Genomic DNA, 24,348 nt, shown 5'->3' with positions numbered 1-24,348 from the left:
TTTATACCTCTAAACTTAGCAAGCTTTTCTTTAGAGCTTGTACGCTTACTTTTTTTAGTAAAAGATTGCTCTTAACCAAAGTTAATTGCCGTAAGTTTTTACTAACAATTAGCGCGTGTTCCTTGGATACAGGGGATATACGCCACTCTTTTAGCTCCTTTCCTGAAATATTTGGAAAAGTGGAACCTGCACCTTTAGCTTGCTCAAAAATAGCGTCTCTCAAATGACATAATACTTGAAATACATATTCGTTCAGTTCAGGGGATTTTGCTCTGATTGCAGCTAATCCTCTTCCTATGCAGTATTTTTGATCCGATTTATTCATTCTTCCGGTTGTACTTCCGCGCACGCAAAATAACACATCGCCAATTTCTGCTTCCCGTGTGTAAGCGTCCAGCCGAGCCACCTATTCGTACTCAACTGAGCATGATTTAATCCAGATGGTCGAAAGGCAACAGCTCGTCGATCCGGCTATTGGGCCAGGTAGGGAGTTTTTCCAGGGTTTCATTTAACCAAGCGGCGGGATCGAGGCCATTGAGTTTGGCAGTGCCGAGCAGGGTTTGGATGACGGCGGCCCGTTGACCGGCACGCTCGGATCCGGCGAACAGCCAGTTTTTTTTGCCCAGGGCAATGGGCCGGATGGCGTTTTCTACCGGGTTGTTGTCTATGGGTAAATCGCCAGTTTCGGCATATCGTGTCAGGGCTGGCCAGCGTTTTAACGCGTGATCGATGGCTTTGGCGGTCGCGGTATTCGGTGCGGTGCGCAACCGGGTTTGGTGCAGCCAGTCGTGTAAGTCCGTGAGTGCCGGCAGGCTTTTTTCGGCCCGAAGGGTTTGGCGCTCTCGGGATGTCAGTTCCCGCGCGTCGGCTTCTACCACATATAAGACCGCGATACGATTTAACGCCTCCTGCGCGATCGGGCTCTGATTGGCCTGATACAGATCGAAGAATTTTCGGCGCACATGCGCCCAGCACGCCAATTCGACACACGGTTCGAGTAGGCAAGATGATTCGGGATGCGCACGCGCCGTCGCAAACAGGGCTTTGTAGCCACTGTAGTCATCGACCAGCAGGTGACCGTGCCAGCCTTGTAGAAATTGCTGCGCATGCCGGCCACTCCGGCCGGCTTGGTAGTCGAAGACGAGGATCTTGGGGCCGGGTTGCAAATCGTTGCTGCGATAAGCCCATAAATAGGCTTTCTTGGTTTTGCCGTTGCCGGGATCCAGTTGCGAAACCGGGGTTTCGTCGGCATGCAAGCTATCGCGATGCAATAAGTGCCAGGTTAAACGATCGGCCAAGGGCTCCAGGGCGACGCCGAGGCGTCCGACCCAATCGGCCAGTGTCGAGCGGGACAAGATCACACCGCTACGGGCGGCGATCTGTTCCAATCGGTACAACGGCAAGTGATCGAGGAATTTGCCGATCAGCACCCAGGTCAGCAAGCCGACTGCCGCCATACCGCCGTCGATCACGGCTGGAGGAATCGGCGCCGCCGTGACGGTTTCACAGGCTCGGCAGGCATATTGCGGGCGGATATGACGATGGACAAAGAATTTAGCCGGCTCGACGTCCAGTTGTTCGGTGACGTCTTCGCCGATCTTGACCAAGTCCTTGCCGCACTGACCGCAAGTGCAGGATTCGGGGTCGTGACGGTGCTCGATGCGGGGCAAATGATCCGGTAAGGGCTGGCGGCCGGCGCGCGGACGTTTGGGGCGAACCACAGTATCACACGCCGGGCCGTCTTGAAGCTGCTCGACCTCGGCTTCGATAGCGGCAATGTCGGCATCGAGAGTTTCCTCGAACACGTCGCGTTGCAGTGGTGCCAGCGCTTCGCTCTTGGTGCTGAAGCGGATACGCTTGTAGTAGGCCAATTCGTAGGTCAGGGCGCCGATTTTGAGGTCTTTAGCCTGGATGTCAGCTTCTTTAGCCTCAATGGTTTTGGCGTCCTGAGCAGCTTGATCAAGAAGCGCCTGCAGCAACGCCGCGACATGGTTTTTCGCGGCGGGCTCCAGGTTCAATTGATCGAGTTCGGCCAGTGGATTCATGGGGCTTATTATACCCTATCAAGCCCTCTGAAGCACTTGATTCAACTGGGTTTCTACGAATTTTTACGTGTTTTTTTCAGGCCTTTTAGACTTGCCAATCGGCTGACGATGACGCCGATAAGCGCTGCCAATCGACCCCGGCAATCAACCATTGCCACTGCGCCTGACTCAGGGCAAATACGGTTTCGGAGGCCTTGGGCCAGGTAAACGAGCCTCGATGCAGACGGCGTTGACACAACCAAACGCCATTGCCGTCCCACAGCAACACTTTCAAACGATTACCGGCGCGATTGCGAAAAATAAACGCTGCCCCGGCGCATGGCGCATGTCCTAAGCGCTGTTGGACAATCGCCGACAAGCCATCGATGCCCCGCCTCATATCGACCGGCTCGACCGCCAGCCAGATTTGCGCCGGACTCTCAATCAAACCAGACATTGCAGCAACTCCCCGAGCCAATGCGGCGATACACTGACCGGCAGCTCTAAAACGTGGCCTTGCGGCCAACGTAACGACAACGAACCCGAGACCGCCGGCTCCGGTTGCAGCCGGACCGGTATCAATGTCGGCGCATCGGCGTCAACCGCTTGCCGAGCCAATCGGCACCAGCGGCCAAAGGTTTTGACGTTCAAACCCGTCTGACGGCAATACGCTGATTTCGTCAATCCGCTGGCTTGCCAGGCTTCGATGTGATGTTTCTGTTTGTCCGATAATGCCATGTGCTCTCCTCGTGGAAAAATCCTGAGGATAACAGTGGCTGCGAGGGATTTTTAGATGGTGGCGTTGGACGCTTACAAACTTTCCCCGCCGTTGTTATCCTCAGAGTTTTTCCACAAGCCTCCTGTGCCAATATGACCTGAGACATCGACCCCTCGGAAATTAGAGTATAAAGGTAGGCCAGAATCATGAGCAAATCAAAAGCAGAGACCATGGAATCACCACAATTAACTGCGCCGGAGGTCGCGTTGGAAGACGCCCGTAGGGCGGCTGGAAACGCGACCTCCGGCGCGCGGCCCGATCCGGAGGTGGTTGCCACCGCCCAGCGCCGACAATTTACCAGCAGCGACAAGCGCCGCATCCTGGATGCCGCTGATTGCTGTACTCAGCCGGGTGAGATTGGCGCCCTATTACGCAAAGAAGGGATTTACTCATCCCAATTAGCCACTTGGCGCAAACAGCGTGCTGCCGATCAGCGTGCCGCGCTGGCGCCGCAAAAGCGCGGGCGCAAGACCGATCCGGCTCAGGCCGAGGACCGTCGTGTGCGCCAACTTACCCAGGATAATGAGCGCCTGCGTCGTAGACTCGCTCAGGCCAATGCCATTATTGATGTCCAAAAAAAACTTTGCGTCTTGTTCGGACTGCCGACGGACGAGACGCCGAGCGAGTCCAGCTGATGCAAGCCCTTAACCAGTTGGCCCCGGAGGTCGGCCTGGCTCCGGCTTGTGCAGCCCTGAATTTGAACCGCAGTTCGGTCTATCGCGAGGATGCCCGTCGGCGCCACCTGGCGCCTGTGTCGGTAACGCGGGTGCCCCGTCCGTCCGCCCCGCTGGCTTTCTCGACTAATGAGCGGCAGCAACTCCTGGAGGTGCTTAACAGCGAACGCTTCGCCGACTGCTCACCGTATTTTGTTTATGCTACTCTGCTGGACGAGGGGCGCTACATCGGCTCGGTGCGCACCTTGTATCGTGCTCTGGAAGCGGACGGCCAGTCAGCGGAGCGTAGGCGCCAACGGACGCACCCGATCTACACCAAGCCGGAACTCTTGGCCACCTCGCCTAACCAGGTCTGGAGCTGGGATATCACGAAACTCAAAGGCCCGGCTAAATGGACCTGTTTCCACTTGTATGTGATCCTGGATATTTTTAGCCGCTATGTCGTTGGCTGGATGGTCGCCCCGCGGGAAACCGCCGAACTGGCCGAGCAACTGATCGCCGAGACGGTGGCCAAGCACAACATCCCGCCGAATACACTGACGCTGCATGCCGATCGCGGTTCCAGCATGCGCAGCAAGCCCGTGGCTGCCTTACTGGTCGATCTGGATGTCGCCAAGACCCATAGCCGGCCTTATGTCTCGGATGACAATCCCTATTCCGAGGCCCAGTTCAAAACCCTGAAATATCGGCCTGATTTCCCCGTCCGCTTCGGATGCCTTGAGGATGCCCGCAGCCATTGCCAACGCTTCTTCCCGTGGTACAACCAGTCCCATTGCCACTCGGGCATCGGTTACATGACCCCGGCCACCGTCCATTTCGACCAAGCGGCTACGGTATACCAAGCACGCGCAAAAACCCTGGAGATTGCCTTCCTCGCCAATCCAAAGCGATTCAAAGGAAAGTGCCCTTTGCCACCCAGCTTGCCTAACGCCGTTTGGATTAATCCGCCTATAAACACAAAGGAGAACCTCGACCCATAAATACACAACAATTAGACACTAAATAAATCAACTTGGTGTCTCAAAGTCATTGACACATTCCGAAGGAGCATTTGGTGTAATCAAGCTAAAGGTAGGACGGCCTGCATCACTCTTAAATTCATCGGCAAAGCTCAGCACATTTCTACCGCCTTGAAAGCCAGCCAAGTATCCAACCAGCGTTTCGTGCAAGCTCAACTTGAGTACGTGTATTTCATCGACTTGGGCTTCGCTCATGAATCATCCCCCAGCAAGTCCTGCCATGGATCATCTGAAAGACTTTTCTTTGCCTCTTCTTTTGCAGTATTTTTCGCCTGGGATATATGCTCCTTACCTAGCTCGGAACTCTCCTGTTCAAGCAGCGTTATAACAGCGCCAAGCTTTTCCTTTGGTATGAGCATAAGTTCGCTATTCAAGCCCTTCGCTATCAACTCCAAGGTGTCTAGCCTAGGGTTTCCTTTTGATTCCAGGCGCTGATATTGCTGACGAGATACGCCTACACGCAACATCATGTCGTTCTGCTTGAGGCCGAGTGTCAGTCGCCGTTGTTTTATCTGGTGGAGTAAAGAATTCATCTTAGTAAACGCATATGTTGCTTTCACGATGGATGGCAACATATTAGTTGCTTTCATATCTAAAGGCAACTTATCCGTTGCTTTTGAGGGTGCCACACCAGCAGCATAAAAGGCAGCATATACCTTTTGCACTTCAAATTTCGGCAGTGCCGGAGGAAGCCTCGGGGTGCTCGATAAAGGCTTTGCCAGCATGGAGCTGGCATAGAGCCTACATGGACGTATTTACGGCGTCCTTTAACGGGCATCCCGAGGCCGAATTTTCATCTGCGATGAGTATATATTGCCTTTTGGCCGTAGCGCTCTCGCTGTCGAACAGTCGAGTAAGCCGCGGATTCCCAAAATGAACGGAACTTTGTAGCCGAACTCGGTACCCTTGATGAAGTAGTGGTCAACGCCAAACTGCCGAAAGGCTTTTTCATGTCGACGCCGGTCGGTGACTACAATCCGAATTGGGTGATCGCGCATTCGAAGATCGAATGCGCCCGCATGTTTTTCGAGCGACTCAATCATATAGTGTTCGCACATCAAATTACGGTTTTTTTATCCCCTTATCCAGGGCAAACGCATTAAAACACTATAGAAAATCAAATAGTTAAAATATTCTTTTTTTCCTGGTTAACTATAAGATTTAGTTTGAAACCTAAATAAGGCTTTGTGTCGCTATCGCGACGCTTATGTGTAGTCGGTTCGCGGACCGACAACCGCGATACTGCTACGAAACCCATCCTTGGGTTTCGCCCTTCGGGCCAGCTAAAGCTGTTCAAAATCGCTCCAGGCGATTTTGTCTTTGCTTGTCCAAAGAAAAGTATCCAAAAGACCAATCCGCCGGGAGCGGATTGGGACGCCAAAGGCGCACGAAGTGCGAGCGCCCGGATGGCGCGAGTCAGCAGACACCCGGAGGCCGCTGCATCCTGCGCGCTGACGATTTTGCCGAGGGTTTTCGGAAGGGCTATCCCTAGCCCTCCGAAAACGAGCGGCATCCCTGCCGCTCCCCTAACGGGCTATTCTCGGCAAAATCGCCAGTGCTCGGCGCGGCCTAACGGGGCCCAGGGAGGAGTGCCATAAGTTAAGCCGAATTGACTAAGCGCTCTAAGAAACAGGATAACATATTGATATGTTGATTATTTTAATGCGTTTGCCCTGTGCCCTCATCCTAGCTTTCTCCCGGAGGGAGAAGATAGTGAAGCGCCGAAATTTGATGTGCGATAGGCAAAAATCAACGAAGAGCCAGTGAAATGCGACGTCGAGGACAATTACAGAAAACTGATGAGGTTGGTGAAGTAAACAAGCCTGTTTATTGTAATGTTGATGGGATAATAAAAATCCGGCAACCAATAAAGAGCAGTGGGTCGCTTTTGTTGCGGCAGTATCGCATTTTTCAAAAGGCAATAAAAAAGGCCTTGGCGGAAAATCCGCTAAGGCCTTGATTATTCTTTGGTACGAGGGCCTGTCTCGAAAAAGCTAATATTCATATACTTATCATATATTTAAAAATGTATGGCTTTTTGATACCGTCAAAAATACCGTCAGTCATTTTATTTAAACCACTATCTAAAAATCATTCCTCATTTGAAATGAGGTAACTTCTTGAGTTTATCGAGGGCTATCCGGAATCGAACGCCTTTGATATTGTTAAGTTTTATGGATTTTCTATTTATGTTACTGAAAAAGTTACTGATTACCTTTTCCCCCACGCCCAAATTTACCCGCCGTTCGGGTCGCCGCTCGATCTGGAAAACCGTCTCTTGAGCACCATTGTGTTATTCGGTAGAGTCAGTAACGGATTTTGCCTATTGAGGTCTTTGTTGCCATGCCGTTATCAATACAAGCGTTGTTGGTGTCGTTTTTGCTGTTCGCGTTGTCGATGAAGCCGTTTTGGATGTTCATTGCCCTGATATGCTTGGCCGCCGCGTTTATCGACGGTTTTTCACGGCTTTGGCGCTAGCCCAAACATTCACCTTAAAATACCCGGTTTCCTCATTTCAAATGAGACAACACCCGCGCGCGCGTGGACAACGGTTTACCGGTTGAGACGGAACCGTCTCAACCGGTACAACACCCGCGCGCGCGTGGACAACGGAATTCGGAAGGGTCTCATTTCAAATGAGGCCATCCACTCCGCGCGCGTGGACAACTGGCGCTGGCAAATCGCGCCCATGGGCGCGATTTGATAAAAAAGCATGTTGCTCCAAAAATTGTAAACAAAAAGGAAACAATCGATTCTCTAGCATAATTACATGCCAACTCCTTGAAGGCCACTAATAGCAAGGCTTACAGACCGGCATGTAAATTGATTCTGGTAAAGTTTCCGATTATCGAACAATAAGAAATTTTAACTCCAGCGCCGCAACAGCATCGGCCTTGTCGCCGCCGCTGATCCCTTCCGGCCACGTCAGGGCGGCACCATTGACCACGGCCAACCGCGAAATTATCAAACCCGGCTTGTCTGATTCCGTCGCATTTACTGCGCTGTAAAGGACACCCGCTGCCACTTCTGCGCCGGTGCTGTCGGCTTCGGGATCGAGCGCCACAAATTTGCCGCCGGCGGTCAATTTTGCCACCACCGCACCGGCTGGCAGGTCTTGGCCTTCGGCAACCGTCACGTTTTCGCGGAATTGTGGCGAAACTTCGGTAAGCAGGAATTCACCTGCTCTATTTGGTTCTGTAAAAATCATTTCATTTTCTCCTAGTAAAAAATTTCTACCCCGAGCTTTCAAGGGCCTGGGTCGATTTGCGGCGGCTCAGCCAATATTCAGCGTATGAGCTGTAGCCGTATCGCTCCCAAGCTTTCAAGGGCCTGGGTCGCTGTTTAGATGTCTGCATATCAATCAAAAAAAGCCCGGCCTAAGCCGGGCAAGGGTGCCACACTCTGAACAAGTGTAAGGGTGATCCCGCGCCGGTCACGAATTGCCAAGTGGGGTGAGGTCTGGCACCGGCGTGGGATCAAAACTGTTCTCCGAGCTTTCCCCGGCCCGGGTCGGATAAGGGTGATCCCTCGCCGGTTATGAGCGCCACGTTAAGAGAGGTTGGCACCTTCGAGGGATCAAAACTGTTCTCCGAGCTTTCCCCGGCCCGGGTCGGATAAGGGTGATCCCATGCCGGTTATGAGCGCCAAGTTGAGAGAGGTTGACACCGGCATGGGATCAAAACTTAGACGAGATCAAAATTTACAGCACCTCGACTGCCAACCAACCGCGCGGAGTTCGCCTGATCGCGGTCGGCCATTTCCATTAACGCCGCTTGGCGATCCCGGTATTCGATCGCCGCTGCCGACTCGGGCGCATCTGGTAACGGCTGCGATAAATCGACCTCGAGGAATACCTCAGGGCTCAAATCTTCGCGGCGTGGGATCGGAAGCCCCACTTTTTCGGCTTCGCAAATCAAACTTTCCTCGGCAATTTCAAGTTGCTTTACCTGCATGGCGTTTTTCTCCAAAAGTCGCGGACGGTCGGCCCATGCCGGACCGGGTTCGTAATCAAGCTGCTCGATTTTTTTGCCAAGTGTGTTTTTGATCGGATCGGCGAATAATTCGCACAAAAGCGGCCCCAAATTAGCGGAGCGCCCATGGCCGCCGAAATCTATCTTTGTCGCTACTTTGAAAATATCGCGCGAGTCATCGTCATACATCACCCGCCGAACTGAATCCGATTCGTTACCGAGTGCGTCAACCCACTTGTTCATCCGAGCAATAAGGTCCGCTTTCGGCGGTTTCGATGTCTCGATCCAAGAAGCTTCTTCTTGAAGAGCGGTAATAGCGCCCCTGATTTTTTCGATATCGGCATAAACGGTGTTCTTGTTGAATTTGTCCATCACCAATTTGCCTCCAAGCCGATTTCGTCAGGCGTTAGCCCCTGATTTTTTAAGAATTCAAGGCATCGATCAACAAGGTGCCTACGCGGTTTTAATTCTTCCTGTATCCTCTCTTGATGGTCTTTGAGTGCGTTTAACTCAAGGGTGTATCTGACATATTTTTGGAGAATTCCATAATCGATATGCTTACGAATTGGATGTGATACATAGGATTCAAGCATTTTATCGAGCGGGTAATCCATGAAATTAGCGAATTCAACCGGCGTGCGGCCTTCATTCCGGGCGTTGAACACTTCGCGATTATGATTAAGCCCGGCTTTTTCGGAAGCCTCCTTTAGACGGCGCTCGAATGGCGGTATCTGCTCTCGAGCAAGAAAGCCGATATCTTCATGCAGTTTAAGATATGCCGCGTGCAAATCTTTGTTTTTCATCATGAAGCGCCGTAATTTTTCGCGGTTGAAGCCTGGTTTTAATTGCGCGGTGCTCATAGCGACACCCTCCGCCGCATTTCTTCGGCTGCGGCTTCACGCTCGCGTTGCTTCCAATTTTCGGTTAACCGATGTCGTTTTGCCCAAATGTCGCGGGCCATTTCGTCGGTAACCCGTTTCGGATTAGATTTTTGTTCAGTCATGTTCGATCTATAAAATTGATTCCAATGATAAAAATTTACAACGATCTGATTGAAATTTGAACCATCATTATTTTTCAAAATGTCATCGATCCGCCGCTGACCGATCAAACCTTGCCCAGTTTTCAACGATCTCAAGATCCATCTGGATAGATCGTCCATGCTTTCAGGCTCCGGTTTAAGTTCCAAGTGCTGCCACCGTCCGGCATGGAATCGTTTTATCAAGTCCTTAAGTCGTCCTGATCGCGCCCAATGGCTCCCCCCTGGTTCCTCTCGTTCGAGGATTCGCCACGCTCGCTCAATACAATAGTCGCGCCGTGCCCGTAGGAACTCGGCCCGGCATCCGCCGATGTTCAAAGCCGCACCTAAATCAACGCCGGTTTCAATGTGCCTTCTAAACGCCTGAGTTAACCAGCTAGACAAATCATCATCAAGCGGCTTCCTCTGGTCCAAAGATTTCAATAATCGTTCAACTCGTTCTAACATATTTACTATGCCGCCTTTCTGACTGCGTTTCCGAACACTTCGATTAGACTGCGAAATGATCGACAACCCTAAGTTAAAAACTGATGTATTTAATATTAAAAACATACACTTATAAGATATTCCTAAGCTATTAGTTGAGACTATAGAGACCCAGAAACTCAAAAAAATCGGGGTTTGAATTACCCGTATGGGTGGCTCTTATGCCAGGGGCCCCGGTGCCGAAGGCATTGCGGTTTCAGAACTCAAACATCGGATTGAATGGACAGTACATCTACTTCCGCCCATTCTTGTTATCTACAAAATCACTCAGCTTAAGGGCGTGACGTTTAAGTCCCATTTCATCATCATATTTTGTTTGCCTATCGATCGAATAAATTGCTGCCTCATCGAAAATAGTCTTAACGATCCAAGCTAAATCATCAGCGAGATCGTGAGGAATATAACGACAACCACCCCATCTATTGCTTAGGTAAATGTTTGCTTTAGAGCAGAACAAGTGCTTATGATCTTCGAACCACTTTATCAACTGCCTACTCATTCCTGCTTCATCGCAATACCTATCAAACGCCATTGATTGAACATGCAAGTGATCGATGCTCCCAATACCCCACTTAACGCTTGCTGTTTTTTTGTGACGAAAGATATTGATGAAACCCTCCATTTTATAACCTCTAAATTGTCCTCCATCGATGACGATGTTTTTGTATGGTTTTACCGTTCTCATTCTTCACCTACTGTTAGAAAAAAATTACTAAATAAATTTTGTATCAATGGGGGTACCCTTCAGAATTGAGGGAATTGAGGGAAATTGCATCTCAGGCCAGACGCCGCGCGGCTTTGCGTTCCCTCAATCGTTATTTTTTTGAGGGAATCTCCCTCACTTTTTGAGGGAGATTCACGGTTATCAGCCTTAAACCGGCCGATTTGCACATCAAGCCAGGTTTTCTCTGCTCCCTCAAATTTGAGGGAAATTCCCTCACTTTTTTTTCATTTGAGGGAGCAAGAAAGCCACGTAATTCAAGGGATACAAGACAATTTCCCTCAATTCCCTCAAAATATAACAGTACCCCCCTTGCAACTTTTTCATTCTGCCGACTCGATGAGATTTGCAGACAGGATCATTACCCGCTCTTGCTTCCCTGCAATCGTCCGCCAAACGGTCAGCTGAACCTTGCCGCCGCCGCGTTTCTCTGTTGCCAGTATCAATTGGCGTTCATGAAGTCTTCTCCACAACGACGCCGCCGACATCAGAAAAGGCTCTCCCTGAGCCCTGGCAAATTGTTGTATTTCCTTGAATGTGGAACCCTGATTCAACAAGATTTGGCCGTCCTTATCGGAATGCCAGCCAATCTTGGCACCCATCGGCCTTAGCACTCGCTCTCCGCTCGAATCGTCGGCCCTCCATCCAAACGAATGCGGTCTCGTATCTGGCGGACCTTGGTTGATGCGGCAAGCAATATGCCCGCAGCCTGAAACGAGCACCGACCTCAACAGCTCAATAAAACGCTGCACCTCGTCTTGTTCCTCGATATAAGTCGATTGTTCCGCGAAAGCGGCTTTCAATCCATCCTCGATCGTTGCCAACATGACATTGCCCTGCACACTTTCAACCAGACCGGCATCGTTCAAGAAATCAATGAAGATTTCCGAACCCGCTACTAAACTGGCGTAGATTTCAGGGGCGCGGGTATGTGAATTGGCAAAGCCATCACGCAGAGCCGCATCACGAAGACAACGGATCGACTCACCGAACGACGCTTTCAAATCATCCAGACGACTACAAAGCCATTGAATATAAAAACTCATCAGCCTTGACAATGCGCCGGTATCGGCTGCGTTCTGCAATCTCGACAACGTGACCAAATCCACATCGGCCCGCGTCAATTCCAGAACGAGCAGGCGGCCTATGATCGATTGACCTTTCGGCAAATCTTCGCCGGTCGCAATCGTCATCGATCGGTTATAGGGTGCGGCCAGTGCTCGCAAATCTGCCCCACGTCGCCCACGTCCGGCTTGGTTGCCGGTGTTACGAAAGAATCTTTCCGCCTTCGAATAGAGCCGTGAGGCTTCGGCTTGCGATACTGAAGGCTTGTAGTCATCAACGACAAAAACCGCGTCTTTAGCGGCGAATGCTTTATGCTCAAGGTCGTTGTCGGTATCTGACCAGTTCGCCGGAAACCGCCGCGCGTTGAACTCGCCGAAGAATGCCAAAGCGATCGCGGCAACCGATGATTTCCGGCTGCCGGTGACGCCTTGCAGGAAAATAGAAAAATCGGTCGGACTGCACTCACCTAAAGGTGCTCGTGCAACTGCGGCCAATAATGCGGCGCCGATTTGTGGTTTACCAGGGCACACGGTCAAAAGATCGGATAACGCCCCGGCAACCGTCTTCAGTTCGTCACGGTCAGGCGGTGCGGGTAACGCATAGCGGCTCATGTGACCGGCCCCAAGATCGACCTGCACAGAATCGAATAAACCGGCCTCGGTTATTGCGCCGGAACCGGTCAAATAGTGCCATCGGTCATCGATCTTTTTAAAACCTGAATATTTGTATATGTGGCATCGTGGAACGTCGCCGTCTAACGTACTGTATAAGTGAATCGCCGCGCGTAGATTGTCGGCCTTCATTGCGCCGCTTGGGACAAATGCCCGCGTTCCCCAATGCTCGCCTATCCAAGAACCGCGTGAATTAAAGAACTTGGCGAACGGAACTTCGATCGTCGGCAAGATCACGCCATCGTTGCGCTTACCCTCGATTCGGACAAACGCCTGATCTTCTAGGCCGGTGTCGGTCGTCACTTCCTGAACGATCTTACAAACGAAATTACAGAGCAGAATTTCAATAAAACCTTGACCGTCGGGACCTGATCGAACGGATTTGATGTGATGGAAAGCATTGTTGATTATTGCATAATCACCGAACCGCTTTTCGGCCTTGCTGCCGGAACCGGTACCGGAACCGCCCGAATTGCCGGGTTTTTTCGGCTTCTTCGGCTTGTTGACCAAATCGATTACGTTGTCCTTACTCATTAATTGCAAACTCCTTCAGCATGGCCGCATAATCATTAAAGTCGAAACCTTCTATCGGCGGATAGGTCAAAAAACCGTTGACGGCAAGCGCCGCCTCGTTCCCGTATCGAATGCCCGGATTGCCTTCGGTTTTGTCGTTGTCGCAGCAGATGATTATCTTCAAATCAGGACGGTATTTTCGGACCAATAGCGCAACCGCTTTCAGATTATTGGCCGCGAACGCCACATAAACCCGATAACCGGTTTCCTCGTGCAGAGTTGCTCCGGTCGCGTAGCCTTCGCAAATCAGAACCGGATCGGTGCGCTTGCCGATGGTGAAGAAGCAGCCGCCCAACTGACAGCCCGGCAAAAAATCCTTTGATCGGTCCAGTTCCGGCGATTCTGCCGGAAATATCGCCTGTAAATTACGGATTGCGCCTTTTTCGTTGTAGGCGGGAATAAGCAGACTGTTGTCGATAACGATCTTCCGGCGTGTGCCGTCGTCATTCCGTATCGTGCGTTCCCAACGGCCGACCTTGACGCCCGGGAAGGCTTGAACCTGCTTTTTGACGAGGTAAGGGTGAACTATGGCATCGTCGGCCGCTTGGTGAATGGCAGCCGCTCGACGCGCGGCCTTGTCGTAATTGCGCTGGCGTTCGGCTTCGCGGCGCTTTTTCTCGGCCTCGATGCGCCGCTTTTCTTCGGCGGACAAAGGTTTTCCAGTGGTGTGACCGTTGACGAAGAAAAGCTCTTGTTCGCCGGTTTTCCAGTTCTTGACGATCCCGCCAAGACGATCGGCAAATAGTTTAATTCTGCCGTTGCCTTTCTTGCGGTCATCGCGAAGATTTGCAACATACCAATGGTCATCTGCTGAAACTGGAACGAACTCAACACCTACCGCTTCACAGGCAGCGCGGCAAGCTTCTTCGATGTTTGAAAATTGTGTGCTCATTGCTCAACCCTCCGGCGCTCACGCAAGGTCTTGGTGAGTGCGAACGTAGCCGCCAAATTGCGGCAATCCGTACAATAAAATGAGTGTGCAAAATGATGCGAACCGCAAGCACGGCAAATCGACGGCGGTTTTTGCCGTTTTTGATAAAAGTTTTTCAATGTTTTCATGGCGTTTTTCCTAACGCCGGGGTGCAAACGATCGAACACGTTGATATAATCAACGACGGTTTCGTCAATGGATTGCAGAGCCCGGCTTATTGTAAGTCGGGCTCTTTTAATTCACCGATACAGAAACGTCTGCTTTACCTTTCAAGCGCGTCTTTGGCTTCCGTTCTTCCGTCAGCATGTCGCGAAGCCCCAATAAAATGAGACTCCCCGCAAACGTTTCGGCGCATAGACCGCTCCTCTCGGCTAGAGACTCTAATGTCGCTCGCTCATTACCGGACAGTTCAACCTCGATAACGCTCTTTTTTCTAGCCAGATATCCGGCTTCGGTACCGACTTGAAGCAATGCGGAGATATTTCGGGCTTGATCGGCAACGGTGTATAAAATTTGCGACAATTGCCAATCGTCCGGACCGTTCGCATCGTCATCGCTCAAAAGGGTGGCGTGAGTGCACAGCATCTCCGCTATGCCTTCGGCGGTAAATTGCGCCGTATCAATCAAATTTGAATACGCTTGCAGCTCTTCGGCGGTGAGCTGATCTTTTTGGCGTTCGAATAATTGGATAGCCGCTTGGGAAATATGACAAGTCATGGCTCAACCCTCCATCTTTACGAATTTCGCGAACAATGCACTGCCGTTGGTGAAGTATTGATGAACCTCCTTTATCGTCGCGCGGGCGTCCAGGCGCAACAGTGCCATGCAGTCATCGAACAAATCACGATCCAGACCGCGAAGTGTCGTCAAATCGAACGGCCAGCGGTGGCCGTTGTAGAGTCCCAATAGAAAGCGGCGAACAGTGCCGGCCTGCCCGGTGTCGCCTTTGGCAATGTTGGCTAAGCGTTGTAATGCCGGGAGGCCAGCAGTTAAAACGGTTTCACGCTCGATTTCTAACGCGTGGATTTGTTCAAGAAAGCTATTAACGGCTTTTTCTTGGGTTTTTGGGTGATTTTGCGCGGTTTGCGCGTGTTGGATAGGGTTTTTCATTGCGGTAACTCCACTTGTGAGGAATAAACCGCCACGGATACTTTCCACGGTATCGGGTGGCGGGCTTAAGCAGGGTGGAAAACCGCCAAGTGGAGCGGCCAGCGCCGAACGCTGCCTGAATAAGCCCGCCATAACAGAATAGTCGCGGTTTAAGGCCGCGCTGAATGGTAGGCATAAAAAAGCCGCTAGAGGCTGCGGCGTTTTATCGCCACTTGAAAACGGGTTTCCACGCCCGGCACTCGTTTTTTGCGAGTGCGTAGAAAGCATAGCCGCGTTAAGCATCGATGTCAATTTCGAATTCCGCCATTTCTTTTTTCGGCGGCGAGACAACCGGCTAGGCTTGGTGTTCGGATCATTGTTGTAAGCAATTGCTGACATTAGGCCACCTCATCAATGAGCTTTCTGATGTCGGATATGCGCCACGCAACTGTTCTCTTACCAAGCCGAACCGGCTTAGGAAATCGACCTGTTTCGACTCCGCTTAGCCATGTGCTTCGACTAATAGGAATTAAAGCGGGAATAGGTGGATTTGCTTTTTTATCTCCTATAATTTGATTTAAACGGACAAATCCCTCGGCAGGCAAAGTGGTAACTTGTTGTTTCATTTAATCTCACCTCGTTTTTGATAACGTGGCGAGATATTAAGAAATTTAATAAAAAAAGTCGGTGGAAATACGAAAAAAAAATCAGGGACAATTTCCACCAAAGGGTTTTTTTCGCAAGAAGTCCTTAAGCGATTGCTCGGTGAAGCGATCGTCATCCAAAACGCTGCGGAAGATAACAGCCCAGTCTTCGAGGGTTAGACCTTGGTTGCCTAATAGCAATCGTTTAGGCATTTGGTTGCGCTCCGCTTCGTGGCGAAGCTCTGAAAAGAAATGAAACAGAAAGTCGTTATAACGGCTTTTCGGTGAGTTGGTCGGTGTCTGTTTGTCTTGTGATGCTCCCCAAGCGGCTTGATATTGCTTAGCCAGCTGCCTGAGCATGTCGCCAATCGTCGGGACGTATTTCGCACCGAAATAAGCCAAGCGATCAATATCGGCTTGTAGGTAATATTGGTATCGGTGCCGGGTTTCGTGGTCGATTTCTCCTAACTCGACGGTATCGTTTAGCCATTGTAGAGGGTTTACCGGAATGTCAATGTCGGCAATATCAGTCGGATCGAATGGTTCAGATAATCGATTGACCGAATCTACCAGCCTGGAAAGCTCGTTTGCTGTTTCCTCGATTTCTTTCAAGCGTCCGGTCAAATCCTGATAGGCTCTTCTTCTTGCTGCGGGTCTGGTATCTTCCTTATCGTCGATCTCATAGTATTCGCGCACCGAAGATACCAAGTGATCCAGGAACAGCGCCCATTGATGCCGATAGGAAACAAAGACGTTTTCGACTATCGCCCGGTCTACTTTGAACAATGCCCGGCATAAGTCAACATCTTCTGGTTTATTCAGGCGTAAGACAATCGGTAAGTCTCGGTTTAGCCAATGATCGGAATCATTGAAAAGTTCTGACGCGCCGGAAGGGAGGGTCATGTTATTTTCACTCCGTCAAGTGAAGTCGTCGCGTAGGATCAACCGGAAACGGGGGACGAATCCCGCTTGTCGGCCCGTCGGCCTATCCGGTTGAATTTAATTATAACTCATCCTGTGCGTTTAAACGGTATCACGTCCGCGCCGTTGCGTAAGCCGTCCAAATGGTCGGCCCAGGCCTGCATCATCTTTACCCGTTCCGGCAAATATTGCGCCCGGTTATACGCGGCTCTGACGTTATCGCGCGGCATGTGGCAGAGCTGCCTCTCTATGGCATCGGGGGAAAATCCCAATTCATTGAGGATCGTTGACGCCACGCTTCGGAAACCGTGCGCGGTCATCGTCTTGCCGTCGTAGCCTAGCGCCCTGAGTGCATAATTCACCGTATTTTCTGACAACGGCCTGCCGGGTCGAGTTGTGAACACATAGCCTTGTGTGCCGGTCAGTAGTTTGATTTGCTCCAAAACCTCTACGGCCTGACGGCTCAATGGAACAATATGCTCAACTTCGGTCTTTGTGACGAAATAACGCCATTCCTTTGCGTCAAGGTCCAAGTCCGCCCATTGCATCTGACGTATTTCTCCAGGACGCTGAAAGAGTAGCGCCGATAGCTTCATGGCGCATTGAACGACAAAGGCACCCTCGTAGCCGTAAATATCGCGTAGCAGTACGGCTAATTGTCTCGGGTCTGTGATCGCGGCTCGATGCTCGACTTTGAAGGAAGGAATCTGTTTGGCTACCGCTTGCGCCGGGTCATAGTCTGTTAGGCCGTGAGCGATCGCATAGGCGAATACCGAGGATATATCGGCTCGGCATCGATGCGCCGTTTCAAGTTGCTTGATCTCGACCAGGGGACGCAAAGCAGAATAAATATTCGGGGCTTTGACCTCGACCAACGGCATTCCTCCGATATGCGGGAACACATGCGTTTCGAATCGCCTGATTCGTTTGGTGTGCGTGATCGGCTTGATCGTGTCTTTGACGGAATCCGCCCATTTGAGAGCCACGCGCTCGAAGGTGTGCGTCGTCGCGTCATGTTCGGCCTTTTGTTTGGCGCTCGGATCGATGCCATCGTGCAAAAGTTTTTTGGCATCGTATAGCTTCATACGCGCATCTTTGAGCCGGGTTTCCGGATAGACACCCAAGGCCAAGGTTTTGCGCTTGCCTGCGTATCGATAATCGAACCTGAAGTATTTTGAACCGTTCGGCATGACGATCAGGTAAAGACCTTTTTCGTCAGTCATCTTGGTGGGCTTGTCGCCGGGCTTGGCGTTTTTTATTGCGGTATCGGTGAGCATTTGACGGTATAAGAATCTGCGTTGAAAAATATACCGTCAAAAATACCGTCAAAATTGACGGTATGTCAATGAATCTAGTTGAACATCGATAAACACAAAAAAGCCCGCGAAGCTAGGAAACTTGCGGGCTTTTAGTCTTTTTTGTACATCATTGAATAATCAATTGGTACCGAGGGCCGGAATCGAACCGGCACGGTATCGCTACCACTGGATTTTGAATCCAGCGCGTCTACCAGTTTCGCCACCCCGGCAAAGAACGGATATTATATTGAAATTTTTTCAATTGTCCAATGTTTTTTTAAGTGTCATTATTCGGAACAAACTGGTATTATCGCGCGCCATGAAAAAAAGCGACTTTAATTATCATTTACCGGAGCATTTAATTGCTCAATACCCCTTACCTGACCGCGTTAGCAGCCGATTGTTGTGTTTGGATGGCGCTAGTGGGCACCTGTGCGACAGGCAGTTCAGCGATTTTATCGATCTGGTCGGGCCTGATGATTTATTGGTGTTTAATGATACCAAGGTGATTCCCGCGCGCCTATTCGGACAAAAACAAACCGGCGGCAAGGTGGAAATTTTGATCGAGCGTATCGTCGATCGGCATGAAGCCATTGCGCATATGCGGTCGAGTAAGTCGCCCAAAGCCGGGGCGATTATCGAGCTGGATCGAGATTATCGCTGCGAAGTGCGGGGTAGGGAAGATGACTTGTTTAGGCTTCGCTTCGATGGCGACGCCGGTGTGCTCGATATTCTGGAAAGCATCGGTCACATTCCGTTGCCGCCTTATATCGACCGGGCTGACGATGCTGTCGATTTGGAGCGCTACCAAACCGTGTTTGCTAGGGAAGCCGGTGCCGTGGCGGCGCCGACCGCCGGCTTGCATTTCAGCCAAGCTATTCTCGATCGGTTGGAGGCTAAGGGCGTACCAAAAACGTTTGTGACTCTACATGTCGGAAGCGGTACATTTCAGCCGGTGCGAGTCGAGGACTTGTCTCAGCATCTAATGCATAAGGAATATTATGCGGTTTCCCCTGAGACAGTCCAAGCAGTCGAGCAAGCTAAGGCGCGAGGCGGTCGTGTCATCGCGATCGGCACGACCGCGGTAAGGGCATTGGAATCGGCTTCGAAGAGCGGCAGGCTTGAGCCCGGTCTTGGCGATACCGATTTGTTCATTACGCCGGGTTACCGATTTGTATCAGTCGATGTTTTGCTGACCAATTTTCATTTACCCGAGTCGACCTTATTGATGCTGGTTTCGGCGTTTGCCGGTTACGACAATATTATGAAGGCTTATCGACATGCCATAAAACAAGAATACCGTTTTTTCAGCTATGGCGATGCGATGTTCTTGACGCATTGATGCGACTTATAAATTAATATTTGCCGCTCCCTTCAGCTCGATAACATTATTTTCCGGATCTTCGATATACAACGAAGGTCCGTAGCCTTCGGCTCCATAATGCGTTTCGATATCACTGTAGCTAACGCTTTTTTCTACTAAGTACCGTTTGATTTCTTGTTCATCGAACGGGTCGATGCGCAGGCAAAAATGATGCATATTCCGACCCTCTTCACTCGGAGCCCGTCCGCCTTGCCGACCCAGTTCGCCTTGAACTGAAACGATGTCGATCAATGAGGCGCCTGCTCTCAATTGATACAAGCCGATTTTTTCCGACGATTTCTCCAAACGGCAACCTAGCACATCGCAATAAAAACGTATCATGATTTCCGGGTTTCGGGCACGGATCACAATATGGTCGATATTTTTGATCTTGATCATGATGTCGATAACCTCCGATTAGATGAGTCGGTGTCGCTTCTGCTCGACCGACATAACAAAATGAGATATCAGCTTACGCGATAGAACGATGCCGCCTGAAAGACTACATTGATAAAATTCGTGATACTCTAAGCCGAAATGCTTCATCGGCTGGAATCTTATTCGTTTAATCGTTTGGACTGTAAGAAATAGCTGCCGTTCCGATTATTGTAAAAAGAGCAGTTGAGTGCTTCAAACTACCTGTGAGCCCTGAGCCTTTCGAGTATAGGCTCAGGAGAGCCTTGTCGTAAGGTGAAGGGTAGTTTTGAAGCATCATTAAGTCGGTGAAAGTGTTGTAGCCCGTTCATGCTTCGACTTGGCTAAGCACCAACGGTCTACAACACATGCCAACTGCTCTCTTTAGGATTATCGTAAATCGGATAAGCATAGTCGATAATTTCGTCAGGGGTGCTTCATGACTGATTTGGAAAATTTCAAACTGTTAGGCACGGCCCTCGGCATCGGTTTACTAATCGGTCTCGAGCGAGGTTGGGAGTCTCGCGATTGGGGAGAAGGAACGCGTGTGGCCGGGTTGCGTACTTTCGGTCTAATCTCTTTGCTCGGCGGCGTTTGGGCATTGTTTGCGCGGGAGGTGGATCCGCTTTTAATCGGTTTTTCTTTTTTGGCATTGACGTTAGTATTAATGGTTGCTTATCACAGTAGCCTTGAGAGAACCGAGGACTTTGGTGTCACCAGTGTCATCGCCTCGTTGCTGGCCTTTGCATTCGGCGCGCTGGCTGTTTTCGGTTATACCGTCTTGGCTTCCTCATCGGCTGTCGTCGTTACGTTTTTACTCGGTTTTAAACCTTTACTGCATGGTTGGTTAAAAAAAATCGAGCGCCGAGAATTATTCGCAACACTAAAGTTGCTGCTAATTTCGATCGTCATACTGCCGATTTTACCCGACCGTTACTTAGACTCTTGGCAAGTATTCAATCCCTATCATGTTTGGTTGATGGTGGTCTTGATTGCGACGATATCTTATTTGGGATATTTTTCGATCAAGATTGCCGGTAACCGGCACGGTCCGGTTTTGACCGGCGTATTCGGCGGTTTGGCTTCGTCGACCGCGGTGACGCTTAATTTGGCGAGGTTTTCAAGGCAATTTCCGGGTGACGAAAATGCGCTGTCTGCCGGAATTCTCACCGCTTGCGCGACGATGTTTCCTCGGACCTTGTTTTTGGCTTCGATCATTAATCCGGCTTTGTTGAGGCCTTTATTTCCGGCGCTTCTCTTGATGGGGGTGCTCAGTTATCTCTTCGCATTTCTGTTTTGGAGAACTGCGACAAATATCTATGAATCCGATACTGACCTCAAGCTGGAAAATCCTTTTCAATTAGTTATGGCGCTGAAATTCGGGGCGTTGTTGCTCGCTATTTTATTCATCGCTAGGATGCTGCGGATTTACTTCGGCGATACCGGAGTCTATTTTGTCGCGGCGATCTCCGGAATCACCGATGTCGACCCGATTACGCTGTCGATGTCGCGCATGAGTCAAGAAGGTTTGGCGATCGATGTCGCGGTATTGGCCATTTTGATCGCGGTGGCAGTTAATTCGATCGTCAAGAGTATCATGGCATTGAGTATCGGCGGCCGCGCGCTCGGTTTTAGGGTTGGCGGCGCGATGTTGTGTTCGGTCGGCTTGGGCGTAGCATTGTTCTTTATTCAGTAGGTGATGAAATATACCTGATTTTGATTAGCGAAGCGCATCGTAAGATTGGCTTAGTCCGGTGCAAGATTGGTCAATAAAGCGAATGGAAAGTATTCGAATACTTCGCCTAATTTAAGTTGGCGATTTCCGTTATCATCGTTTGCCGTCAAAGCGTTTCGGCTGAAAAGCTCGTAAAACTTCAAGGGAGACCCTTGCGGCAATATCAATGCCGTATCTTGCCAAATTTTCGGACGGACACGTCGGGTTTCTTTATCCAGCAAGCTTATCGTCAGTCGGGGTACGACGATTAGAGCCCATCGATCTTGTGTTTTTCTGGCATAGGCGACGATATGATCGGACTGTGTTCCGCTGCAATCGAGCTTGATGTAATCGCCATTTTGAAACAGGTCGCAGTATTGGCGCCTAAATCGTAGCGTTTGCGCGACCACAAATAATTTGATGCGCCCGTCTTCGATTGTTTCTGGCAAAGTTTTTAGTAAATCATGGCGCCCCTTGTTCGTTTCGCTATCGAGTTCGTTCAAGATATTGCCGAGGTGATTAAAGTCGACCGGTCGGCGGTTATCCGGATCGACCAGCGAGAACCGCCAGTTCTCGTTGCCTTGATAGATATCCGGCACGCCGGGAGAGGTTAATAGCAGCAGCGTTTGTGATAGGGCATTGAGCAATCCCGCCGGGCGAATTTCGCGTTCGAATTCGAGAAAATCCGGCAAAAAAGGCGTTGTGTGGGTCTCGTTCAGGCAACGTTTGACAAATAGACTGACCGCTTGCTCGTAAGTCGTGTTCGGGTTCGTCCAAGAAGTCAACTGCTTGGCCTCGCGTACGGCTTTGATCATATAATTTTCAATTCGTTCTCGATATGCGGATAATTTAGACTCGTTTAATTCACCTAGCGGAAAAGTGCCGACTAGGGTTTGATAAAACAGATATTCGTCGTTACGCGCGATGACCGCTTCGCTTTTATCTTTCCTGGTTCGGTTGATTCGATGCCATCGAAAAACTGCTTCATGCCATTGCTGCGGAATTTCGCTCAATACATTGATGCGAGCCCGCGTGTCTGCGCCTCGTTTCGTGTCGTGACTGGATAGAGATAATAAACTATGGGGCCATTTACGCGCGCGTTCCTGGTTGAAATGATGGAATGCATTGACTGAGTTGCCGAAATGTCTAGGGTCGTTACCGACCTCGTTTAACGAAACCAGCCGGTTGTACTCATAGAGAGCCGTGTCTTCGGTGCCTTTGGCCATGACCGGCGCGGTATATTGCTGAAAGCGCATGACGAATTTCAATAAGTCATTGCTGGAAACTGTCGAATCTCCGGTTTTTAATAATAAGACGTCATGGATAAAGCCGAATATCGTTAAGTCGGATGCTCGACTGCGTTGGCGCCCTTGTTGAACGGCCCAGTCGATATATTGGCTGTCTTCTTTGCGTACGTTTAGGCTATTAATATAAGTCCTGTAGACAGGAAAACAGGATACGGTTTCCTTTAGTGCATCGTGTAAGGCATTGAGGGTGTAATCGCGGGTTTTAGCGTTGGCTTCAGCGACTCTACTGAGTTGGATCGCTAGCATGTTGAGTTCGCTGGCCAGCGACGTTTCCATCACATGCTTTTTGGCTTGATAGAGAATCTCGTCGAAATCCCGCTTATGTCCGATAAAACGCGTATAAGTGCGGGTCAACGCTTTTTCGGCGGTCATGTCGATAAACAGTCCGTTGACGATCGCGGCAAATTCATAACCGGTGGTCCCGTGAATGGGCCAGTCGCTGTTAAGATATTCATAATTCGCGACGATTTTTTCGGCAACGATATAAAGAGGAGCAATTTTCGAAGCGCAATCCTTATCGGAACGAGACATATTTTCCGATTGCAAGCGTCGGTAATAAGCGACCGGATCATGCAAGCCGTCGGCATGATCGATTCGCAAGCCCTGGATTTTCCCTTGTTCGACGAGACTCAGAACAAGCCGGTGGCTGGCATCGAAAACCTCCGCATCCTCGACTCTGAGCCCGGCTAGGTCATTTATGTCGAAAAAACGGCGATAATTGATTTCATCGCCGGCTACATGCCAGTAAGCCAGGCGATAGGCTTGTCGTTCCAGTAAGGCGTGCAGTTCGCCGCAGTCTTTGGGATGTCGATTGATTTCCGTTATCCTAGACCGGATAAATAATGTAAGCCAGGCATTCTCTAAACAAAGTCTCGCTAATTGTTTTTTAAATACTTCCTTATCGCGGGTTCTTTCTTCGATCGACTCCGGCGTTATTTCAGTATAGGCGGGTAATTTTCCGAAACTGTTATCGAGCGTTTGATATTCGTGTAAGACGGGGTCGTCTGCTTCGAAATACTCATGTAAGCGTTCGTGTTGCGAACTCAAGATCAATGGATACGTTTGCGGATCGATCGGAAAGCGATGTTCGTAATAATAAACGCTGAACTCGCCGCGCTCGCTGTTAAAGCTAAGTTTCAGTTCTTGTTTTTCGAGAATATTTCCGTAATGGTCGCCCAATACCGGAATCAAGATCTTGTTTTCCAGTACTTTTTTGACCGGATTCCAATCGATGTCGAAAAATAAGGCATGGGACGAGGATGGCCCGTTTTCCAGGACATCGAGCCACCAATCGTTGTCGGCGCCCATGATGCCCATATGATTAGGTACGATGTCGGCGATTAAGTCCATGCCGTGTTGTTGAAGTCGACTAATGAGGGTGTCGAAATCTTCAGCCCCGCCTATTTCCGGATTGAGCGTGTTATGGTCGACGATATCGTAGCCATGCGAACTCCCCGGGCGGGCTTTCAGAAAAGGCGATAGATAACAATGGCTAATGCCTAAGCTGTGAAGATAGGGAATGCAGGAGGCGACCTGCTCAAAATTAAAATGCTTGTTTAATTGTAACCGGTAAGTCGAATCCGGAATGGCGGCATCGGTGTCTGGCTTATCGGAAAGCGCCATGGCAGTTAGTTTTTTGCATTTCG

26 protein-coding genes, 1 tRNA gene and 1 pseudogene are annotated in these 24,348 nt (G+C 50.2%); 5 read left to right on the top strand and 23 right to left on the bottom strand.

Features of this window, described 5'->3' with window-relative positions:
* Nucleotide 1: 1 nt before the first annotated feature.
* The 4 genes from ACINK7_RS12550 to tnpA all read right to left on the bottom strand — a co-directional run bounded on the left by ACINK7_RS12550 (nt 2) and on the right by tnpA (nt 2,762).
* Nucleotides 2–325, bottom strand: coding sequence for a hypothetical protein (locus ACINK7_RS12550; protein WP_404355593.1), 324 nt, complete (start codon nt 323–325; stop codon nt 2–4).
* Between the two features lie 106 nt (nt 326–431).
* Complete coding sequence (gene tnpC, locus ACINK7_RS12545; RefSeq protein ID WP_404355494.1) at nt 432–2,045, bottom strand: IS66 family transposase; 1,614 nt, start codon at nt 2,043–2,045, stop codon at nt 432–434.
* A gap of 85 nt (nt 2,046–2,130) precedes the next feature.
* Nucleotides 2,131–2,481, bottom strand: a complete 351-nt coding sequence (gene tnpB / locus ACINK7_RS12540; RefSeq protein WP_404355496.1) for an IS66 family insertion sequence element accessory protein TnpB — start codon at nt 2,479–2,481, stop codon at nt 2,131–2,133.
* Nucleotides 2,469–2,762: an IS66 family insertion sequence element accessory protein TnpA gene (gene tnpA, locus ACINK7_RS12535; RefSeq protein WP_404355498.1), complete on the bottom strand. Its 294-nt coding sequence runs from the start codon at nt 2,760–2,762 to the stop codon at nt 2,469–2,471. Before tnpA ends, tnpB begins: the two co-directional genes overlap by 13 nt.
* A 210-nt stretch (nt 2,763–2,972) precedes the next feature.
* On the opposite strand from tnpA, the gene ACINK7_RS12530 reads away from it, so the two are divergent.
* Nucleotides 2,973–4,456, top strand: a protein-coding gene (locus tag ACINK7_RS12530) for an IS3 family transposase (protein ID WP_404361446.1) whose coding sequence is annotated in 2 segments (ribosomal slippage) — nt 2,973–3,402 and nt 3,402–4,456 — 1,485 coding nt in all. Because the reading frame shifts where the segments join, the coding sequence is not laid out codon by codon here.
* A 27-nt stretch (nt 4,457–4,483) separates the two neighbouring features.
* Here ACINK7_RS12530 and ACINK7_RS12525 read toward each other — a convergent pair.
* Together ACINK7_RS12525 and ACINK7_RS12520 are read right to left on the bottom strand one after the other, a co-directional pair.
* Nucleotides 4,484–4,690 carry a hypothetical protein gene (locus tag ACINK7_RS12525; RefSeq protein ID WP_404355591.1) on the bottom strand — a complete coding sequence of 69 codons (207 nt, stop codon included), beginning with the start codon at nt 4,688–4,690 and terminating at the stop codon, nt 4,484–4,486.
* Nucleotides 4,687–5,220 (bottom strand): helix-turn-helix domain-containing protein, encoded by a 534-nt coding sequence (locus tag ACINK7_RS12520; RefSeq protein ID WP_404355589.1) that lies wholly within the window; start codon nt 5,218–5,220, stop codon nt 4,687–4,689. Before ACINK7_RS12520 ends, ACINK7_RS12525 begins: the two co-directional genes overlap by 4 nt.
* 147 nt (nt 5,221–5,367) lie before the next feature.
* Between ACINK7_RS12520 and ACINK7_RS12515 the strand changes: the two are divergent.
* A pseudogene (locus tag ACINK7_RS12515) lies at nt 5,368–5,598 on the top strand (hypothetical protein); the annotation flags it as partial.
* A gap of 14 nt (nt 5,599–5,612) precedes the next feature.
* Here ACINK7_RS12515 and ACINK7_RS12510 read toward each other — a convergent pair.
* On the bottom strand, nt 5,613–6,008 hold the full coding sequence (locus ACINK7_RS12510; protein ID WP_404355587.1) for a hypothetical protein: 396 nt from the start codon (nt 6,006–6,008) through the stop codon (nt 5,613–5,615).
* Nucleotides 6,009–6,838: 830 nt separating this feature from the next.
* Here ACINK7_RS12510 and ACINK7_RS12505 point away from each other — a divergent pair.
* Nucleotides 6,839–6,973 carry a hypothetical protein gene (locus ACINK7_RS12505; protein WP_404355586.1) on the top strand — a complete coding sequence of 45 codons (135 nt, stop codon included), beginning with the start codon at nt 6,839–6,841 and terminating at the stop codon, nt 6,971–6,973.
* A 367-nt stretch (nt 6,974–7,340) separates the two neighbouring features.
* On the opposite strand, the gene ACINK7_RS12500 is transcribed toward ACINK7_RS12505, so the two are convergent.
* From ACINK7_RS12500 to ACINK7_RS12435, 14 genes are all read right to left on the bottom strand, one after another.
* On the bottom strand, nt 7,341–7,703 hold the full coding sequence (locus ACINK7_RS12500; protein WP_404355584.1) for a head decoration protein: 363 nt from the start codon (nt 7,701–7,703) through the stop codon (nt 7,341–7,343).
* A gap of 475 nt (nt 7,704–8,178) precedes the next feature.
* Nucleotides 8,179–8,838: a hypothetical protein gene (locus ACINK7_RS12495; protein WP_404355582.1), complete on the bottom strand. Its 660-nt coding sequence runs from the start codon at nt 8,836–8,838 to the stop codon at nt 8,179–8,181.
* Nucleotides 8,838–9,326 carry a hypothetical protein gene (locus tag ACINK7_RS12490; protein WP_404355581.1) on the bottom strand — a complete coding sequence of 163 codons (489 nt, stop codon included), beginning with the start codon at nt 9,324–9,326 and terminating at the stop codon, nt 8,838–8,840. Before ACINK7_RS12490 ends, ACINK7_RS12495 begins: the two co-directional genes overlap by 1 nt.
* On the bottom strand, nt 9,323–9,952 hold the full coding sequence (locus ACINK7_RS12485) for a hypothetical protein (protein WP_404355579.1): 630 nt from the start codon (nt 9,950–9,952) through the stop codon (nt 9,323–9,325). Before ACINK7_RS12485 ends, ACINK7_RS12490 begins: the two co-directional genes overlap by 4 nt.
* A gap of 271 nt (nt 9,953–10,223) precedes the next feature.
* Nucleotides 10,224–10,676, bottom strand: coding sequence for a hypothetical protein (locus ACINK7_RS12480; protein ID WP_404355577.1), 453 nt, complete (start codon nt 10,674–10,676; stop codon nt 10,224–10,226).
* Between the two features lie 359 nt (nt 10,677–11,035).
* Complete coding sequence (locus ACINK7_RS12475; RefSeq protein ID WP_404355576.1) at nt 11,036–12,982, bottom strand: cell wall-binding protein; 1,947 nt, start codon at nt 12,980–12,982, stop codon at nt 11,036–11,038.
* Entirely contained in the window at nt 12,975–13,913 is a 939-nt protein-coding gene (locus ACINK7_RS12470; protein ID WP_404355574.1) for a toprim domain-containing protein, read from the bottom strand. Before ACINK7_RS12470 ends, ACINK7_RS12475 begins: the two co-directional genes overlap by 8 nt.
* Nucleotides 13,910–14,080, bottom strand: coding sequence for a hypothetical protein (locus tag ACINK7_RS12465; protein ID WP_404355572.1), 171 nt, complete (start codon nt 14,078–14,080; stop codon nt 13,910–13,912). The genes ACINK7_RS12470 and ACINK7_RS12465 overlap by 4 nt, the downstream gene beginning before the upstream one ends.
* A 106-nt stretch (nt 14,081–14,186) precedes the next feature.
* Complete coding sequence (locus ACINK7_RS12460) at nt 14,187–14,669, bottom strand: hypothetical protein (protein WP_404355570.1); 483 nt, start codon at nt 14,667–14,669, stop codon at nt 14,187–14,189.
* A gap of 3 nt (nt 14,670–14,672) precedes the next feature.
* Entirely contained in the window at nt 14,673–15,440 is a 768-nt protein-coding gene (locus tag ACINK7_RS12455) for a hypothetical protein (protein ID WP_404355568.1), read from the bottom strand.
* Nucleotides 15,440–15,667 (bottom strand): helix-turn-helix transcriptional regulator, encoded by a 228-nt coding sequence (locus ACINK7_RS12450; RefSeq protein WP_404355566.1) that lies wholly within the window; start codon nt 15,665–15,667, stop codon nt 15,440–15,442. The genes ACINK7_RS12455 and ACINK7_RS12450 overlap by 1 nt, the downstream gene beginning before the upstream one ends.
* 81 nt (nt 15,668–15,748) lie before the next feature.
* A complete protein-coding gene (locus ACINK7_RS12445) occupies nt 15,749–16,588 on the bottom strand; it encodes a hypothetical protein (RefSeq protein WP_404355564.1) in 840 nt (279 codons plus the stop codon).
* Nucleotides 16,589–16,695: 107 nt separating this feature from the next.
* Nucleotides 16,696–17,883: a tyrosine-type recombinase/integrase gene (locus ACINK7_RS12440; RefSeq protein ID WP_404355562.1), complete on the bottom strand. Its 1,188-nt coding sequence runs from the start codon at nt 17,881–17,883 to the stop codon at nt 16,696–16,698.
* 164 nt (nt 17,884–18,047) lie between these two features.
* Nucleotides 18,048–18,134 (bottom strand) — tRNA-Leu (locus ACINK7_RS12435).
* An 89-nt stretch (nt 18,135–18,223) separates the two neighbouring features.
* Between ACINK7_RS12435 and queA the strand changes: the two genes are divergently transcribed.
* On the top strand, nt 18,224–19,246 hold the full coding sequence (gene queA / locus ACINK7_RS12430) for a tRNA preQ1(34) S-adenosylmethionine ribosyltransferase-isomerase QueA (RefSeq protein ID WP_404355560.1): 1,023 nt from the start codon (nt 18,224–18,226) through the stop codon (nt 19,244–19,246).
* 6 nt (nt 19,247–19,252) lie between these two features.
* Here the strand turns inward: queA and ACINK7_RS12425 are convergent, their stop codons facing one another.
* Nucleotides 19,253–19,666 (bottom strand): VOC family protein, encoded by a 414-nt coding sequence (locus tag ACINK7_RS12425; protein ID WP_404355559.1) that lies wholly within the window; start codon nt 19,664–19,666, stop codon nt 19,253–19,255.
* A 454-nt stretch (nt 19,667–20,120) separates the two neighbouring features.
* Between ACINK7_RS12425 and ACINK7_RS12420 the strand changes: the two genes are divergently transcribed.
* Nucleotides 20,121–21,377, top strand: a complete 1,257-nt coding sequence (locus ACINK7_RS12420) for an MgtC/SapB family protein (RefSeq protein WP_404355557.1) — start codon at nt 20,121–20,123, stop codon at nt 21,375–21,377.
* 50 nt (nt 21,378–21,427) lie between these two features.
* On the opposite strand, the gene treY is transcribed toward ACINK7_RS12420, so the two are convergent.
* Nucleotides 21,428–24,325, bottom strand: a complete 2,898-nt coding sequence (gene treY, locus ACINK7_RS12415) for a malto-oligosyltrehalose synthase (protein ID WP_404355555.1) — start codon at nt 24,323–24,325, stop codon at nt 21,428–21,430.
* Nucleotides 24,326–24,348 lie beyond the last annotated feature (23 nt).

The sequence above is a fragment of the Methylotuvimicrobium sp. KM1 genome (genome assembly GCF_044788715.1).
Lineage (GTDB): Bacteria > Pseudomonadota > Gammaproteobacteria > Methylococcales > Methylomonadaceae > Methylotuvimicrobium.
Note: the sequence above shows the minus strand (reverse complement) of the source record. Positions and strands in the feature narration are given on the sequence as shown.